The 17336-nt window shown below is 42.2% G+C and carries 14 protein-coding genes; 6 read left to right on the top strand and 8 right to left on the bottom strand.

Translation table 11 applies throughout. The annotated features are described in order from the left end of the window. The first annotated feature begins 151 nt into the window (after positions 1-151). Complete coding sequence (locus ACQFX9_RS04880; RefSeq protein WP_103140195.1) at positions 152-637, top strand: allophycocyanin subunit alpha-B; 486 nt, start codon at positions 152-154, stop codon at positions 635-637. A 1088-nt stretch (positions 638-1725) separates the two neighbouring features. On the opposite strand, the gene glgA (ACQFX9_RS04875) is transcribed toward ACQFX9_RS04880, so the two are convergent. From glgA (ACQFX9_RS04875) to ACQFX9_RS04865, 3 genes are all read right to left on the bottom strand, one after another. Then, positions 1726-3204 (bottom strand): glycogen synthase GlgA, encoded by a 1479-nt coding sequence (gene glgA, locus ACQFX9_RS04875; protein ID WP_427160961.1) that lies wholly within the window; start codon positions 3202-3204, stop codon positions 1726-1728. A gap of 357 nt (positions 3205-3561) precedes the next feature. Continuing rightward, complete coding sequence (locus tag ACQFX9_RS04870) at positions 3562-4317, bottom strand: circadian clock KaiB family protein (RefSeq protein ID WP_427160960.1); 756 nt, start codon at positions 4315-4317, stop codon at positions 3562-3564. A gap of 143 nt (positions 4318-4460) precedes the next feature. Beyond that, positions 4461-5768: a type IV pilus twitching motility protein PilT gene (locus tag ACQFX9_RS04865; RefSeq protein WP_427160959.1), complete on the bottom strand. Its 1308-nt coding sequence runs from the start codon at positions 5766-5768 to the stop codon at positions 4461-4463. 712 nt (positions 5769-6480) lie between these two features. Between ACQFX9_RS04865 and ACQFX9_RS04860 the strand changes: the two genes are divergently transcribed. Both ACQFX9_RS04860 and wecB read left to right on the top strand, forming a co-directional pair. Continuing rightward, the gene (locus tag ACQFX9_RS04860; RefSeq protein ID WP_103140199.1) at positions 6481-6858 is read left to right on the top strand and encodes a hypothetical protein; all 378 of its coding nucleotides are present in this window, start codon (positions 6481-6483) and stop codon (positions 6856-6858) included. Between the two features lie 196 nt (positions 6859-7054). Next, a complete protein-coding gene (gene wecB / locus ACQFX9_RS04855; RefSeq protein ID WP_427160958.1) occupies positions 7055-8173 on the top strand; it encodes a non-hydrolyzing UDP-N-acetylglucosamine 2-epimerase in 1119 nt (372 codons plus the stop codon). Between the two features lie 122 nt (positions 8174-8295). On the opposite strand, the gene ACQFX9_RS04850 is transcribed toward wecB, so the two are convergent. The 4 genes from ACQFX9_RS04850 to hemC all read right to left on the bottom strand — a co-directional run bounded on the left by ACQFX9_RS04850 (position 8296) and on the right by hemC (position 13264). Then, on the bottom strand, positions 8296-9132 hold the full coding sequence (locus tag ACQFX9_RS04850) for a peptidoglycan-binding domain-containing protein (RefSeq protein ID WP_427160957.1): 837 nt from the start codon (positions 9130-9132) through the stop codon (positions 8296-8298). A gap of 292 nt (positions 9133-9424) precedes the next feature. Continuing rightward, positions 9425-10342: a M23 family metallopeptidase gene (locus ACQFX9_RS04845; RefSeq protein WP_427160956.1), complete on the bottom strand. Its 918-nt coding sequence runs from the start codon at positions 10340-10342 to the stop codon at positions 9425-9427. Positions 10343-10787: 445 nt separating this feature from the next. Continuing rightward, positions 10788-12203, bottom strand: coding sequence for a glycogen synthase GlgA (gene glgA, locus ACQFX9_RS04840; protein WP_427160955.1), 1416 nt, complete (start codon positions 12201-12203; stop codon positions 10788-10790). A gap of 89 nt (positions 12204-12292) precedes the next feature. Next, a complete protein-coding gene (gene hemC / locus ACQFX9_RS04835) occupies positions 12293-13264 on the bottom strand; it encodes a hydroxymethylbilane synthase (protein ID WP_427160954.1) in 972 nt (323 codons plus the stop codon). A gap of 235 nt (positions 13265-13499) precedes the next feature. On the opposite strand from hemC, the gene ACQFX9_RS04830 reads away from it, so the two are divergent. The 3 genes from ACQFX9_RS04830 to ACQFX9_RS04820 all read left to right on the top strand — a co-directional run bounded on the left by ACQFX9_RS04830 (position 13500) and on the right by ACQFX9_RS04820 (position 14565). Then, complete coding sequence (locus tag ACQFX9_RS04830) at positions 13500-13811, top strand: DUF433 domain-containing protein (protein WP_427160953.1); 312 nt, start codon at positions 13500-13502, stop codon at positions 13809-13811. A 62-nt stretch (positions 13812-13873) separates the two neighbouring features. Then, positions 13874-14122: a hypothetical protein gene (locus ACQFX9_RS04825; protein ID WP_427160952.1), complete on the top strand. Its 249-nt coding sequence runs from the start codon at positions 13874-13876 to the stop codon at positions 14120-14122. After that, complete coding sequence (locus tag ACQFX9_RS04820; RefSeq protein WP_427160951.1) at positions 14122-14565, top strand: type II toxin-antitoxin system VapC family toxin; 444 nt, start codon at positions 14122-14124, stop codon at positions 14563-14565. Before ACQFX9_RS04825 ends, ACQFX9_RS04820 begins: the two co-directional genes overlap by 1 nt. A gap of 340 nt (positions 14566-14905) precedes the next feature. Here ACQFX9_RS04820 and ACQFX9_RS04815 read toward each other — a convergent pair whose 3' ends face one another. After that, on the bottom strand, positions 14906-16996 hold the full coding sequence (locus ACQFX9_RS04815) for an SUMF1/EgtB/PvdO family nonheme iron enzyme (RefSeq protein WP_427160950.1): 2091 nt from the start codon (positions 16994-16996) through the stop codon (positions 14906-14908). Between the last annotated feature and the right edge of the window lie 340 nt (positions 16997-17336).

Here is a 17336-nt window from a genome sequence, read left to right as displayed (position 1 = left end):
AACAGTCATTAGTCAATATTTCTTCACCAATCCCCAGTCCCCAGTCCCCAGCGATGCACTGAGCTTGCCGAAGTGTCCCCAGTTCCCTCTTCACTTCTGTACCTCCAACTCGTTAAACTAACAAATAATACTTCGCGTGATTTAAATAATCATGACTGTAATTAGCCAAGTTATTCTCAAAGCCGACGACGAACTGCGTTATCCCAGCAGTGGCGAACTCAAAAGCATTAAAGAGTTCTTGCAAACTGGTGAACAAAGAACACGCATTGCTGCTACCTTAGCGGAAAACGAAAAAAAGATAGTCCAGGAAGCCACCAAAAAACTTTGGCAGAAGCGTCCTGATTTTATCGCACCTGGCGGTAACGCTTATGGTGATAAACAGCGCGCTTTGTGCATCCGTGACTATGGCTGGTACTTACGCCTAATTACCTATGGTGTACTTGCTGGCGATAAAGAACCAATTGAAAGCATTGGTTTAATCGGAGTGCGGGAAATGTATAACTCCTTGGGTGTTCCTGTTCCTGGAATGGTAGAAGCTATCAATTGCCTAAAAACAGCATCTTTAGACTTATTAAGTGCAGAAGATGCAGCAGCCACAGCCCCTTACTTCGATTACATCATTCAAGCGATGTCTTAGTAATTAAGTTTAAGCTGGTTCTACAACTGTGCTTCTAATCTACTAGATTGAGTGTGAAGTCTTAACCTCATACATCGATAAAATCTCCAATTTGATCATACCTCCCCACATTTGGTTGTGGCTGTGGCCAGTTCTGCGTCAAGTTACCAACCAGAGGTGGGGAAATTTTATTTAGTCAATAGTCAATAGTCAATAGTCAATAGTCAATAGTCATTAGTCATTAGTCATTAGTCATTAGTCATTAGTCAGCACCGGCTAAACGCCGCGCTACCGCTAACAGCACTCAGCACTCAGCACTCAGCACTCATTACTTCTACCTTGTCTCCAATCCCCAGTCCCCAGTCCCCAGTCCCCAGTACCCAATCCCCATACAAACAAAAAGCCGACAACCTTGTTCACAAGACTGTCGGCAATTAGTGTGTTCCCTATTAATGACTCGGCTAGAGTTCAGTAATGAGGTAATCATCTCAATTTGTTCACGGAGATCCAAGGATCTTAATCATAAATCTATGTGATTGTTATCACTTAAATTTTGAAGGAAGACTGCATATCTAGGTAAATTATGTCACTAGTACGAAAGCAAAACCACTTATGATAGCAAAATCACGTAAAAAGATTGCAAGATTTAGCTTTTTTTTAATCATGATTATCGAGTCGAAAACCATAAGTTCTGCTGTACTACGTTCTGTGACTGAGCAATATTAAGAAAGAATAGGAAGGTTAATTTTCTCTGGGTATATTTTTTGTTCTTGAAGTTTAGCTTTCTTCTATCTGCAATCTGTTATGTTGATACTGCACCGTCATGGTAAAGAATTTTTATATCTCTGGGCTAATTGATCAATCTGTCTGTGTTAACAACAACAAAATTTTATATTTCTTTATATTTACAGCAATTTTCCGGTTGATAAGAAGTTTAATCAGTTTTTCTAGGGTGGCTTTTGTCGGTTTTATTTGGGTTTGTGGATGATTAATTAACTATGATACTCTGTTTTAAATCAAGGGATCGCTTTCTTGAAATTGCCTGGAGTTAATCAATAAAAAAGCCAGTAATATAAGTTTACTGGCTTAATTACATAAATACAGTGGGATTACCACTTATATCTAATCCAGTCGTAAATACTTAAGTATTCTGTACCTGGGTAATTCCACGAATAGTCATATTTCATACCCTGAATAGCTAGTTTATGGAACTCTTCAGGAGCCTGATACCACAAGTCAATTGCCCGATTCATTGCTGATTCTAAAGCCTGATTATCGGTTTGATAAAAGACATAACCATTACGTTTTTCTGCTGGTAAATCTGGGTCGTAGTCACGGTCAAATACTGTGTTAACCAATCCACCAACGCCCCGCACGATAGGAACAGTCCCATACTTTAACCCAATCATTTGGGTTAAACCACAGGGTTCATAATTGCTGGGAACAATAATCATGTCTGCCCCAGCATAGATGAGGTGGGATAATTCTTCATTAAAGCCCAGTTCTAAATGAACATCTGGGTTACTATTCAAAAATGCTTTTTCATGACGAAAATGTTGATTAATTCCAGGTTCTGTGGCTGAACCTAGCAAGACAAATTGTGCTTCTTTATTCAGGGCATGATAAATGGCATGGTGGACAAGATGCACACCTTTTTGATGATCTAATCGGCCGATATAGGCAATGATGGGTTTATCAGAGGCACGGAGCATTAATCGCTCACGTAAGGCTTTTTTGTTATATATTTTTTGTTCAAAATCGTCGGCGTTGTAGTTATACGGTATGTAACGGTCAACTTCTGGATTCCAAAAATCGTAATCAATACCGTTGAGTACCCCTTTAAATTTATCTTGCTGCAAATGCAAAGTATGGCCTAAACCACAACCGACTTCCGTATGTTGAGCTTCTAGGGCGTGGTTGGGTGAAACTGTGGTGACTGCATTGGAGTAAACAATCCCTCCTTTCATGTAGTTCAATGCAAAGGGGTTGAAGTTGTCACGCAGCTTATCGTATTGGAAGTAATAGGACTCTCGATTTAAACCGGTAGCCCAAAGAGTTTTTGCGCCACCAATTCCTTGATGTTTAAAGTTGTGGATGGTGTAACAAACCCGTTGATTTGCCATGCCATGATACTTGTAAATCTCATACAGCATGACGGGAACTAAGCCTGTTTGCCAATCATGACAGTGGATGATATCAGGACGCTTATTGCTTTGATGGAGGAATTCTAAAGCAGCTTTGCTAAAGAAGGCAAAGCGCATATCATCATCGTCACAACCGTAGTAGCAACCGCGATTGAAGAAATTATCTTCTGAGTGGGGTTCAATGAAGAAACACACCCGCCCATGTACCCAACCGCAGTATACGGTGCAGTGAATAGCACCACCAAACCAAGGCACCGACAAATTTAAGTAAGCCTCATGTAGTCCCCAAATATGGTCGTAACGCATACAATCATACTTGGGTAAAATTAGTTCGACGCAATTGCCCCGAATGTCTAATTCTCGACTCAAACCGTAAACGACATCCCCTAAACCTCCTGCCTTAATTACAGGAGCGCATTCCGAGGCAATCTGTACTATGTACATTCCTAGTCCTCGCTTTACAAAAGTTTATCTTTACTATACATCCCAGTATATGAAAGATTTACTCATTGACAACCGAGTGTTTGAGTGATACAAGACCATAGATTACCTGAAACCTAGATTTATTCGCTAAAAGTTCAAGGTTTCTTGACTTGATTCAACACCCCACTCACCACCAGCTAAAAGCCTCATACCAATTCGCAATTCGCAATTCGCAATTGATAAATCCTGATTTGACAAGGGTTTCTAGATTTGGATCTGTATCAGAATCTTAGTGAATTGGTATCACTCCCGCTAACAACACTCAGCACTCAGCACTCATCACTCACTACTCAGCACTCAGCACTCACTACTCAGCACTCAAAAATTCTCTTTCGCTCCTAGCATTTGTAGAAGTTTTTCGGGATTATCTAAATCACCGACTAGACGGCGAATGGGATGAGGCCAAACTTTTACTAGGGTGGGAGTAGCAGATACTTGATCTATTTCTGCTTGTTCAGGATTGGTTAAAACGTCAATAACCTTCATGGTGTAGGGGTATCGTAGCGATCGCTCTAATTGTTCATGTAGATTCTTAAGGATACGTTCTGTATTGGCACTATGTCCGGCAACAAATAAACGCAGAACATAGGGCTTAATTTGAGTCTTTTGTATTGGCCTAGCTGGAGGGTAATATCTTGGTGCTGGTTCAGAAAGGTCTAAATTGACGACTAGATCATGTTCTTCCCAGAGTTGAGGAAATGCGGATTGATAGGTGGATAGTACCATGCGATCGCACAATCCATCCTGCCAAGGCGCAGGTTGCCATACCAAGTCATTAGTCTCAAAAATTGCATTCAATATAGCCTGATGCTTGATCACCAATGGATAAGCTTCCGCGAATGTCTTCACTTGCTGGGTTTGCGGATCTAACCAATGGTCAATAGTAGCTGTATAACAAGGAACCAGAAAATGAGGCGGTTCTGGTAAGTCAAGAATTTCTTGCAAAGCAGTACATAGATGCGAATGCCATCGACCTTGCTTATCAGGGTCAATACAGTAAATTAAATCTCCTCCTGGTGTGAATAGGGCAATTCCCTTGAATAACTGAGGTTGAAATAGCTTATCTGTAGTCAAGTTAATTTCTTTAGGGGACTGGGGACTGGGGACTGGGGATTGGGGATTGGGGATTGGGGATTGGGGATTGGGGATTGGGTGAAATCTTTTCTAAACTCTTACACCCCTACACCCTTACACCCCTACACCCTTACACCCCTACCTTAAACTCTTCCTCGGAGGAACTGAGCCATTTCATTAGGCGTTGGAGACATTTCTAAGGCTGTTTCTTCAGTGATGCGACCTTCTTGATAAAGGTTGAGCAACGACTGGTTCATAGTAATCATACCGTCAAAACCAGCTTGCTTCATCAATTCGGTAATTTCATCATACTTACCATCTTTGATCCATTCTTTAATTGCCTCTGTATTAATCAGGATATCGTGGAAAGCTGCCCGCTTGCCGTCAGTTGTGCGGCACAAGCCTTGAGCAATGACTGCCACTAAAGATTCTGCCAGTGCTACCCGCATCGCATCTTGTTCTTCACCTGAATAGAGGTTCAAAATCCGTTCAATGGTTTTTACCGCGCTGTTGGTGTGGAGGGTTCCCATTACTAAGTGACCAGTTTGAGCAGCTTTTAAAGCTGTGTTAACGGTTTCTTTGTCCCGCATTTCACCCACTAGAATCAAATCTGGGTCTTCCCGCAAAGCTGCCTTTAAGGCATTATCGAATTTTCGGGTGTGCATCCCTACTTCCCGTTGCTTCACTAAAGATTTACGGCTTTGATGGACAAATTCCACAGGATCTTCAATGGTGATGATGTGTTTAGCCATTTCTCGATTGATATAGTCAATCATGGCTGCCATTGTTGTGGATTTACCAGAACCCGTGGGGCCTGTCACCAGAATTAAGCCTTTGTGATAGTGACAAATATCACGGAAGACAGGCGGTAATCTCAATTGATCAATGGACAGAATTTTTAAAGGAATCAACCGCAGTACCATTGCATAGCCTTTGAGGGAGTCAAAGACGTTAATCCGAACACGGGCAAATTCGTACTGAGTCGCACCATCAAATTCTAAATGTTCTTGGAATCTTTGAATTTCCGCCTCACTCATTACCTCTCGCAACCAACTCATGAAGATTGCTTTGTCCGTTTCTGGGTAGTCTGTCGGGGTAATCTCTCCTCGGTTACGGAAGCGGGGTACTTCACCTATTCCTAAGTGAATATCCGAATAACCTTTATCAAAGGCTTCCTTGATAATCTCACCTAAAGTTAGCCCTGAACTCGCAGGACTGGCAGCAGGCATTGGTGGTGGCATTCCTGGACGGTGTGCCGCCGCAGGAGGAGCAGGAACTGGGGGAGGTGGTGCGGCTTGTCCGCCACTTCTATTGACTGAAGACATATCCAATGTTTGGGTATATTGGCGTTGCGTCATCACATTTGGGGGTGGTGGCGGTGGCGGTGGTGCTGGCGGCACATTTCTCACAGTCACAGAGTTTGGATTGGAGGAATTGGCTGGTTCTGTCATATATCTTTAGAATTTCGCAGTTAAACAGGGAATGAGTAGAAATCTTGGCTCAATGGCTTGGGAATTTAGCAAACAGGGAACTTCAGGCTTCTGACTAATGTGAGAGGGTTCCGTAACACTCTGTTACATCGCTTTTGTTGGCTTTGTATAGTTTGTGACGCTAAAATAAAAACAAAAAAAATAACTATACATAAACTGGTTTAGCTTAAGAGTTTCAGAAAAAACCTCAGTAAATATATTGTTAATAAATAGTGTTTGATAATGCAGAAAAATACGTTACTGAGGTTGCACTATTTTAAATGAGAAATTAAATGAGAGAAGCTTGGCGGTGTTGACTACAAGTGACTAGCAGTTAACAGTGAAATCATCCGTAGATAATTTGTTGAGACCGTTGAGACAATTATGAGAAACATCGCCCTTTTTTATAAGAAGTGTTAAGCATAATGCTACTCACAAGCCTGAAATAAACTTTTTGGTCAAATGATTTTTAGCTGGTATGCCTGAAGATAGATATTAAAAGTGGGATTTATGGTGAAATGTGAACTCAACTTTACATTCATAGTTACAAAAAATTAATTGTAAAGTTTAATAAATAAACCCTCATTTTTGCGGATGAGTTTTATATACTGAAACTTCATTGAATCATTCAGTTGCTTGCTCAAGCGAGATATTACTGAAATTAAATTTTGCTGTGTACTTAGGAGGAAAAGTCATGGTTTTGGCTCAGAGTTCTAATCTCGGAAAGACCTACTCCTTGTTAATGATTAAAAGTTTTTTAATATGGACTTTTACATTGGCAGTATGCTTGTTGGTTGTCGGGTTTCCTTTGGTTGTATTAATGGCTACGGTCGGATGTTTGTTGTCGATTGTTTTGCAATCTGTAATGCCTGTTAGCGCAGTATTACTTGTTGCAGGCGGTTTGATTATGTTTAATGTGATGTCCGTTTTGATTGGTGCTGGTGTATTGACCATGAAAGGTGTACATCCAACAGAAGTTCAATGGTTAAGCTGGTTACATGGCGGAGAAGCAGAGCAACTGCAAACAACTGTATATGCGTCTTGCCCACTAACTTGCGACCTCAAAATGTAGTTATCCCAAAAAATTCGACAAAAAGCATCTGCCCGGTTAAGCCGGGTTTTTTCGTGTTTGGGGGAATTAGGGGTGTGCTGAGTGCTGAGTGCTGAGTGCTGAGTGATGACTAATGACTATTGACTAATGACTATTGACTAATGACTATTGACTAATGACTATTGACTAATGACTATTGACTAATGACTATTGACTAATGACTAATCAAAAACGCGTTTGCATTATCTTGGGAACTCGTCCAGAGGCGATTAAGTTAGCTCCGGTAATTCAGGTGTTTCAGGACGCACCGGACTTTGATTTGCAGGTTATTTTAACTGGACAACATCGAGAGATGGTTGAACAGGTGATGCAGCTGTTCAATTTGAAGGCAAATTATGATTTGGAGATTATGCAGCCGCAGCAATCTTTGAGTGATATTACTTGCCGGAGTTTACGAGGTTTAGAACAGTTATTTTTAGAAAATAAGCCGGATTTTGTGATTGTTCAAGGTGACACGACTACGGCTTTTGCAGCAACTTTGGCGGCGTTTTATCAAAAAATTCCTGTCGGTCATGTGGAGGCTGGTTTAAGAACTGATAATATATATAATCCTTATCCAGAGGAAGCTAACCGCCGATTAATTTCTCAACTGACGCAGTTACATTTTGCCCCTACGGCGTTGGCTGTGGAAAATTTAGCACGTTCTGGGGTGCTGGGGGAAATTCATTTGACGGGAAATACAGTGATTGACGCGCTGTTAAATGTGGCTGCAACTCAACCTGCTTGTGATATTCCTGGTTTGGATTGGAATGCTTACCGGACTTTGCTGGCAACTGTGCATCGGCGGGAAAATTGGGGAGAACCTCTGCAAGCAATCGCTCAAGGTTTTTTACAAATCTTAAATAATTTCCCTGATACGGCTTTACTGCTACCCTTACACCGCAATCCCACAGTGCGAGAACCATTGCAAGCATTATTAGGCGATCATCCGCGTGTATTTCTAACTGAACCGCTAGATTATGCCGAACTAGTGGGAGCAATTGGGCGATCGCATTTTCTGTTAACTGATTCCGGTGGTTTACAAGAAGAAGCACCCAGCCTGGGAAAACCAGTGCTAGTCCTCAGAGAAACCACAGAAAGGCCGGAAGCGGTGGCTGCGGGTACAGCAAAACTAGTAGGTACTGCTAGCGATAGTATTGCGGCGGCGGCGGGTGAATTACTCAGTAGTCCCACAGCATACGAAACAATGGCTAACGCAATCAATCCCTTTGGAGATGGTCACGCAGCCGAGTATATTTTGCAGATTGTCAGAAAATACTTTGGGATGGGGGATTAGGGATTGGGGATTAGGGATTGGGGATTGGGGACTGGGGATTGGGGACTGGGGACTAGGAAAAATCTCCCTTGTCTCCCTTGTCTCCCTTGTCTACCTTGTCTCCCTTGTCCCCTTTCCACCCTCTATCCCCGAAGTAGCGCGCTGCGAGTTTCAGGGCCGACTACGCCATCAACGCGCAAGTCGTTATTAGCTTGGAATTCTCTGACTTTTCTTGCTGTTACAGGGCCGTAATAACCTGTGGGTTCAATGCCTAACGCTTTTTGTACTTCTGAAACAGCCTCGCCTTTAGAACCAAGCGTGAGGGTGACAGGGCCGCCTGTTCCTGGATTTGGTTTATCTGGCATATTGCCTGTAGACGCTGTGCTAAATAAAGCAGTGCGAGTTTCTGGGCCGACTATGCCATCAACGCGCAAGTCGTTATTGCCTTGAAATTCTCGGACTCGTCGCGCTGTTACAGGCCCATAATAGCCAGTGGGATTAATTCCTAAAACTTTCTGTACTTCTGCGACAGCTGCCCCTCTAGAACCAAGGCTGAGTGTAACGCGTCCACCTACACCTGCATTGTTATTGGGTCTGTTGGGGCGGGTAGCAGACATATCACCCACCCACTTTGCAGATACATATTTATTAGCAGATAAGCGCACGAAACCGTTAACTGTTTGGGTGTTGGGGATTTTTGTCCCGTTTGGTAAACAGTCTACGACTTTAGCGTCCATTTCTGGCTGTATACGCACATTCAGACAACTGCCATTAGTTCTGACATAGGCGGCTACAGCAGATTGGGTTTGGGTAATAGCAGCAAAAAATACCATACAGCCTGCTAAAGATAGCCAAGCTGAAGATTTGAGTAATTTTTGCCAATTCCAATTGAATTGGGGAAATTCGTAGTCAATATATTCAGCCTGACCGTTTGCCTCTTCGTTGGCAATAACCATAGAGGAATAAGCAATATATTCCATTGGTAAACACCTTATATTTTGGTAACGACTAAAAACTTACAGACAATATTTTTGTTTGTGTAATTTTGACTACTTTATATCATAAAGCGTTTTGCTGTTGCCAAGGTTAAATACGCGGAAAATGTATAAAAATTGTTGCAAAAAGAACTGACGCGATCGCACCAGTTCTTTTCCATCATGTCTATGCTATTGTTGATTTAAGGAGACTAGACGAGCAAATATTTAGAGATTAGTTGCTCTGATCCAAAAGTCATAAAATCTTAATTTTTGCACTCATCAAAAGCTGAGTTTTTCATTTATTGAAACTATGAAAAGTATCAGTACGAATTTGGCTACCATGACGTAATACTTGCACTTGATCAGCACTGACTAAGTAAGAATAACTGCCATTATTAGCTTGATATTTGTTTTGACCAATACTCCAAGCTGGGATTTTGATTGGTTGATGAGGATCTTGTTTTAATTGACCAATATAGAAAAACTGACCGTTTTCTTGGCACACTGTGACGAATGTATTTTTGGTTTCGCCGTGAACAACTGAGACACCATTGCAGCCTTTATTGTGAGTGGGTGCCAGAGTTACAGGAATTGGTATGGTTTGGGATGGTGAAACTGTTTGTGTTACTGAAGGTTTGACAATTGATTGGGGTTTATGACTTTGATAGCCACCAGCCGCCGTAGAAGATATGGGAGATGGGGGAGTATGGCTAGCAACGGGTGAGGCTAATAAACGCTGAGGATCAGAAGCAACTTTACCATTAGGGTAAATTTCAAAATGTAAATGAGAACCGGTGCTATTGCCAGTAGATCCCATTTTGGCGATGATTTGACCTTGTTGGACTTGTTGACCTTTGCTGACTAGTAAACTGCTGTTATGACCATAAACTGTGACACTCCCATCGGAATGTTTGATTTCCACAGCATTTCCTAATCCCCATTCATCCCAGCCAACTTTGATCACTGTTCCCGCCGCCGCAGCCATAATTGGTGTGCCAATTGGCCCGGCAATGTCGATTCCTTCGTGTTTATACTTGCGGAAGCCTTGAGAAATATATCCAGTAGTAGGCCAGATAAATTGGGTATTAGAAGAGGGTGTTTGTTGAATTGCGACTTGAGTAAAGGCAGTAGTATTGCTGATGACTACAGCAGTTAATGAAATTAATCCTGTCAAGCCATAAGTACACCCACGGAGAATAGTATTTTTTCTCACAAGTTATAACCCTTGCAAATATCGCTTAGATAGTCTGTATATATTCGTTTGTTCAAGATAGCACTGGAAATATCAGGATAAAATCCGTAAAATTTATTACTTTTATAGATGCCGCACATTACATAGACGCAGATGTTGCAGAGAAAGTGTCATACCAATTCAAAATTCAAAATTCAAAATTCAAAATTAAGAAAATGAGACTCAGCTTACCTTTGAGCGTGTGCATCTGTATCAAGTTTTTTGCGAATTGGTGTCGGGCGACGATAATTTGTGCAAGGATAGCGAAAAATTTTGATGGGATCAGGCAGTTCTCAATCAATTTTAAGAAACAAAAACCCTGACTTTTTGAAGAAGTCGGGGTTCTGGAGGCTCAAGTCTTTAAAAAACGGTGGGTCACGCTATCGCTAACCCACCCTACATTTATTGAGTAATATTAAGCTGTTTCCTACTTGATTGCTAATTCTGGTTGCAGTGTTTCTTCTGGTTCTGGTAAACCGTACATGGAACGATAGAGTCTGTCATATTCTTTGGCGGATTTGTACCAACTGAAGTCTTGACTCATACCGCGTTTTTGTAGTTCTTGCCATTGGGGTTTGTAGCGGAAGCCTTCCCAGGCGCGAATCATGCAGGTGAATAAGTCTAGGGGTTCGTAACGGTCGAAGCAATAGCCTGTACCTGCTTCGTTGATGGGGTCATGGTGGGATACGGTGTCTACTAGTCCCCCGGTGCGGCGGACGATGGGGACGCTACCGTAACGCAGAGCCATCATTTGGCTAATACCGCAGGGTTCAAAGCGGCTAGGCATTAAGAAAGCATCTGTACCGGCGTAAATGCGGCGGGAGAGGGGGTCATTATATAGTAGGTAGGTGGCCATGCGTCCAGGATAGCGGGAGGCTAATTGCCACATTTGGGTTTCGTAGTAGCGATCGCCTGTTCCTAGCAAGACGAACTGAGCATCAGTATACGCCATGAAGCGGTCTAACATTTGGATGACTAAATCCAAACCTTTTTGTTCGACTAACCGCGTCACCATACCTATTAAAAAGGCGTTTTTATTAACTTCTAAACCAACTTCTTCTTGTAGGGAAATTTTATTGGCTTTGCGTAAGTCTAAGGTTTCTGTTGTGAAGGTTTGAGCGATATATTTATCGGTGGTTGGGTCGTATACTTCTGTATCGATGCCGTTAACAATCCCAGATAACTTACCACTAATAAAAGATAGTAAACCTTCTATCGTTTCACCATAAGCTGGAGTCTTAATTTGTTCGGCGTAGGTGGGAGAAACTGTATTGACTCTATCGGCAAATTGGACTGCGGCTGCCATTGTATTATGTCCTTGCATATACCAAGGACACCAAGTAATTTTCTCTAAATACCAACGCCAAGGCCCTTGATACGCCAAGTTGTGAATTGTAAAGACTGTGGTGATGTCTGGAGACTGGTGCATCCACACAGGAATCATCCCTGTGTGCCAATCATGACAGTGAATAATGTCTGGTTTCCAGTGATTCCAGCAAAATTCGGCTGCACCATTGGCGAAAAATGTGAAACGCCAGTCTTCATCATCACCACCATAGATGCGACGAGGATCGAAGGCAGGATGTCCGAATAAATACAAGGGAACATCAGTACCAGGCAGAATTGTTTCGTAAACTGCAAAATCTTGGAACATGGCATATCCCCACCACACAGGTTCTTGGGGAATCTCCATTTTATCGGCGAGAAAGCCGTAATAGGGCAGGAAAATTCTGACATCATGCCCCATTTTTCTCAAGATTTTTGGTAATGCCCCGACAACATCACCCATACCACCAACTTTAGCAATGGGTGCTGCTTCTGCTGCTACAAATAGAATCCGCATGGTAATTTTTATGTCCCCGGCTCTTGAGGTTTTCTGTGAAGTAATTACAAGAATTACTCATATCTAAACACATCTCGGAGCATCATCGTCTAAGAACCACGTTGAATCTCTGCAAAGATAGCATCGAGAATTTCTTGCGCGCCTTGTTCCCGTAGTCGGTTGGCTAATTCTATCCCCAGGTTTTCAGCGTCACTCGTTGCACCAGATACGGTGTCTTTGACTAGGTTTTGTCCGTCGATGCTGGCAACTACGCCTGTGAGTGTCAAATTATCCCCAGCTATTTCTGTATTTACACCAATGGGTACTTGACAACCACCTTCTAAACTGCGGAGAAATGAGCGTTCTGCTAAACAACGATCGCGGGTTTCGGGGTGTTCAATTACCTTCAGTAGTGAAATTAAGTCTGTATCATCACCACGGCATTCGATGCCTAATGCACCTTGACCGACGGCGTGTAATGATACTTCTTTGGGGAGAATTTGGTGGACGCGATCGCCCATACCTAAGCGTTGCAATCCGGCAGCCGCTAAAATTAAAGCATCGTACTCACCTGCATCGAGTTTAGCAAGGCGGGTATTCAAATTTCCGCGCACATCTTTAAATGTCAGGTGAGGGAACTTATTACGTAACTGCGCCAAGCGTCGCAAAGACGATGTACCCACTACTGCACCAGGGGGGAGAGTATCGATTTGCTGATCTTTGAATTTTTCATGCACTACTAGCGCATCGGCAGGGTTTTCCCGTTCTGTGATGGCGGCTAGTGCTAAACCTGCGGGAAGGTTTGTCGGTAAGTCTTTGAGGGAATGCACGGCAAAATCAATCTCTTGATTGATCATTCCCAATTCTAATTCCTTGGTGAATAGTCCCTTGTCGCCTATTTTGGCTAATGCTACATCCAGGATGTTGTCGCCTTGGGTAGACATGGTATGGACTTCAAAGGTAATATCTGGATAACTTTTTTGCAGTTGGTCTCTTACCCAGTAAGTCTGAACCAGGGCTAGTTGACTTTTACGTGAACCAATCCGAATTGTGCGTTGGGCTGTCGAAATAACTGAAGTCATAAAACAATATGTCAAACCAGGCGATATTTTCACTTCTCATCTAGACTACCGCAGTGGGTGACTTACCGGATGGCGATCGCCTGATTTTAGTTAAGTTTATTTTGGTTTTTGTTTACAGTTTGTAACACTAGGGGATCAGGTGGGAGGTAGGGCGATCGTACTATATAGCAGCAATTGTTTGGATGTTAGGCTTAAGGAAACTGATAGACATTGATAATATTAGCTTGCAATAACTATGCAACTTGAAGAATATTTTAACTTTCTCGCTCCTGATGATATTAGGTTGAAAGGTACACGCGTAGGAATTGAAACTATCTTGTTTGACTATCTATTTCATGCTAAAACTCCAGAGGAAATTGCTAAAACTTACACTTCCTTGACTTTAGAACAGGTGTATGCGACTATCCTTTACTATTTACAAAATCAGCAAGCAATAGATGCTTATATGACTGATTGGATGGAATGGAGCGATCGCATGAGAGCAGAACAAAGTCGTAATCCTAACCCAGTTGTGGAAAAGCTACGTAAATTAAAAAAGTATTCATAAAATCGCCTCATGAAATTTATCGTTGAGGTTACAATCAGGAAATAAATATTGAAGTTAAATTGATGAATTTACCACTGCAAAAAATGTTCAGCGAGATTGACCAACTCACACCAGAAGAGCAATTAATGGTGATGGAGTATTTAGTAGAACGTATGAAAAAACGCCTGATTCCGGCACAGACAAAACGCAAATGGGGCGATTTAAAAGGTATGGCTTCTCATCCACTCTTCGGTGAAGATGCTCAACACTGGGTTTCTCAAAGTAGACGAGAAGGCGATGAACATCGGGAAGATTTGTTGAAAACAGAATAATGAGAATTAGTGAAGCATTGACAGGAGTTTCTCATATATTTCTTGATACAGCACCAGTTATTTATTTTGTAGAGCGTAATCCACAATTTTTCTATTTAGTAGAACCAATTTTTGACCGATTGGAAACTGATATTCAAGCAGTAGTATCTCCGATAACATTATCTGAATGTTTGGTGGGTGCTATACGTTCAGGGTTACCGGATTTACAGCAAGCTTTTGTTGATGTATTACTCAGTAATGAAGTTGTTTTTGTAGATATTAATGCTGCTGTTGCACAAAATGCGGCAAACATTCGGATGCGTTACAATCTTCAGTTACCCGATGCTTTGCAGATTGCAACTGCTATCTCAAGCGGTTGTGATGCTTTTTTGACTAATGATGCAGCTTTGCAGCGAGTCACAGAGTTGAGAATTTTGGTAGTCAGTGAGTTAGAGGTAGGATAAATTAATCTCTAAATATCCGTATCGCATCCTAACCAGTATTTACAGTTTGGTAGGGTGCGTCAGTATGAATAATTTCTCGGTATAGTTAGCTTCTCTCGCACTGACGCACCCTACATTTTCTAAAATTTTTGTTAGGGAGTAAGCTGCCACGCACCTAGTTTTTTAGCCGACTCTAAGCTACAGAAGGGTTTTAGCCTCCCAATTATATGATTTAGATGCGCGACAGCTTAATGTCAAATCTGCTCATGCGAAAATTGAAAAAAATTTGATCGCGCTGTGCGAGGCAGGGCTAAAGAGAGAAAAGAGAAAGAAGTGTAGAGGGCAAAAGCGCGAAGGGTAATTATCCTGACGCGGAAACAAGAGCAACGCGAAAACCGATATTGGCGTAACGGACATCGGTGGTGTTCCTCACACGTTTCGCGCTACTGCGAAATACTACTGGGTTACTGTCCCAAGAAACACCGCGCAGCAGCTTGTATTTACTTATATAACTAACCCACGCACTACCGTCATTAGGGGCTTGCTTGTAATTGTCGTGCCACTCATCCTGACACCATTCCCACACATTACCACACATATCAAATAAACCAAAGGGGTTAGCAGGAAATTTCCCCACATCAGTTGTTTGTTTGGAAATATTGTTGTAATTTGCTAAATCTGTGGTGATTGTGTCGCCAAAATAAAATCGGGTGGTTGTCCCGGCGCGACAGGCATATTCCCATTCTGCTTCACTGGGTAAACGATAGATTCTGCCAGTTTTATTAGATAATCTCGCGCAAAACTCCACCGCATCATCCCAAGAAACCTGTTCTACCGGACGGTTAGCACCTTTAAAATGAGATGGTTCGGGTTTTAAATCAATATTTACCTTACTCCAGGCTGCAACCGCTTGCCATTGAGCTTGGGTGATAGGAAATTTACCCATAAAAAAGGGTTTGACGGTGACGTTATGCTGTGGACTTTCAGAATCATATCGTCCTGGTACATCTTTTGGTGAACCCATGAGAAATTTACCACCAGGAATCGCCACCATATCTAAAACAATGCTATTACCCAGGTTTTCTCTAAAATATTCAGCACGTCCCCGAATGCGCTTGATTTCATGTTTCGTTCCTCCTAAACCCAAAAATCCTGAGTTTGTAACTGTAATGGTAGCGGTTTCAAATTCAAATGTTTGAGTTGGAATATTGGGGTGAGATTTAGCCTGAGATGCTTCTTGTTCTTGGCGTAATCTTTCCGCTTCCTGCTGCTGTTGCTGAGATTTTGACTGTAGTGGTGCAAACACCCGTGCTTCTATCGCTGCAATATCTTCATTTCGTAATCCCAAATATTGCTGATAGTCTTGTAGTTCCTTTTGCGTTTGCTGACTAAGGGGATATTCTTGCTTGACTACATCAATTAACGCCTGTTCATACTCTTGTAACTTGCGTTGATATTCCCGATAGGGTTGCAAAACTTGTGCTTGAATTTCTCTGGCTTCCTCCTCAGTTAACCCCAACTCAACGCGCCTTGATTCTAATATTCTCAAAGCAATGACGGAAAGATTACCTTCACCCTGCTGGGCGCGACTGGTGACTTCTTGCAGATATAATTCCTTGTTAACCTCAGATAAAACTGTCGGTGGTAATGGTGCTGTGACTGAGATTAAAGCTTGCAGTGCTTCTGTGGCGTTAGGGTAGCGCATACTGAAGTGATGACGCACCATTTTAGTTAACACTTCAGCTAAATGATTACTTACCTGGACTTGATTTTGCCAGATAATCTCACCCGTTTGCTGGTCTTCTGGCAATTCTGCGGGTAAAACACCTGTTAAAGCTTCAATAGCCATTATCCCTAACGCGTAAATATCGCTACCAAAACAAGGTTTACCGCGATACTGTTCATAGGACATATAACCAGGTGTGCCAATCACTACGCTAGAATTGACTTCACCTTGGCTATTGATCATTAATGTGCCTAATTCTTTAACTGCGCCGAAGTCAATTAAGATAATCTTGCCATCTTGGCGACGCATCAAGTTTTGGGGTTTGATGTCGCGGTGAATAACTCCCTGTTGATGGACAAAGGAGAGGATTTCTAACGCATCTTGTAAAAGCTTAGTCACATAACTTTCACTCAGTCGCTTACCAGGGACGATTTCTCGACTTAAATCTTGTCCTTCGATAAACTCTTGTACTATATATAGATTTTGGTCTTGGTTAAAGTGGGCGAGTAGTTGGGGAATTTGAGGATGTTTTCCCAGCCTTTCGAGGATAGCGGCTTCTTTCTCAAAAAATTCGATAACCCTGCTTTGGGTTTGGTTGGGACGTAGTTGTTTGACAACACATAGGGGTTTACTAGGTTGGAAATTGTCCCTAGCCAGATATGTGACAGCAAAACCACCGCCACCTAGTAACTTGATGATTTCGTAGCGTCCCGCTAGCGTGTTCAAGATGAGTATAAACCCTGAGAAGCTTAATTAATCTCAGTGTAATTGTTGAGGGTTAAATTTGGCAAGATTGGGGATTGGGGACTGGGGACTGGGCAATTCAATTTTGGATTTTGGATTTTAAATTTTGGATTGGATTTCAATCTAAAATCTAAAATTCTTTCTCCTACACCCCTTCTTCTAGGAATAAGCGAAGATTTGGCAAAAATGATACTTTGGCACTCCCTGAAATAGAATTTCAGGGATTCTTACTTCATCGGGAGATCCAAGATACCCCAAGGACGAATCCATACAGTAACATCCCAGATTACTTTACCCTCCGCAAACATACACCGGCTGCCCG

Origin of the sequence: Aliinostoc sp. HNIBRCY26, from assembly GCF_050235535.1 — a bacterium.
Classification (GTDB): Bacteria; Cyanobacteriota; Cyanobacteriia; order Cyanobacteriales; family Nostocaceae; genus Trichormus.
Note: the sequence above shows the minus strand (reverse complement) of the source record. Positions and strands in the feature narration are given on the sequence as shown.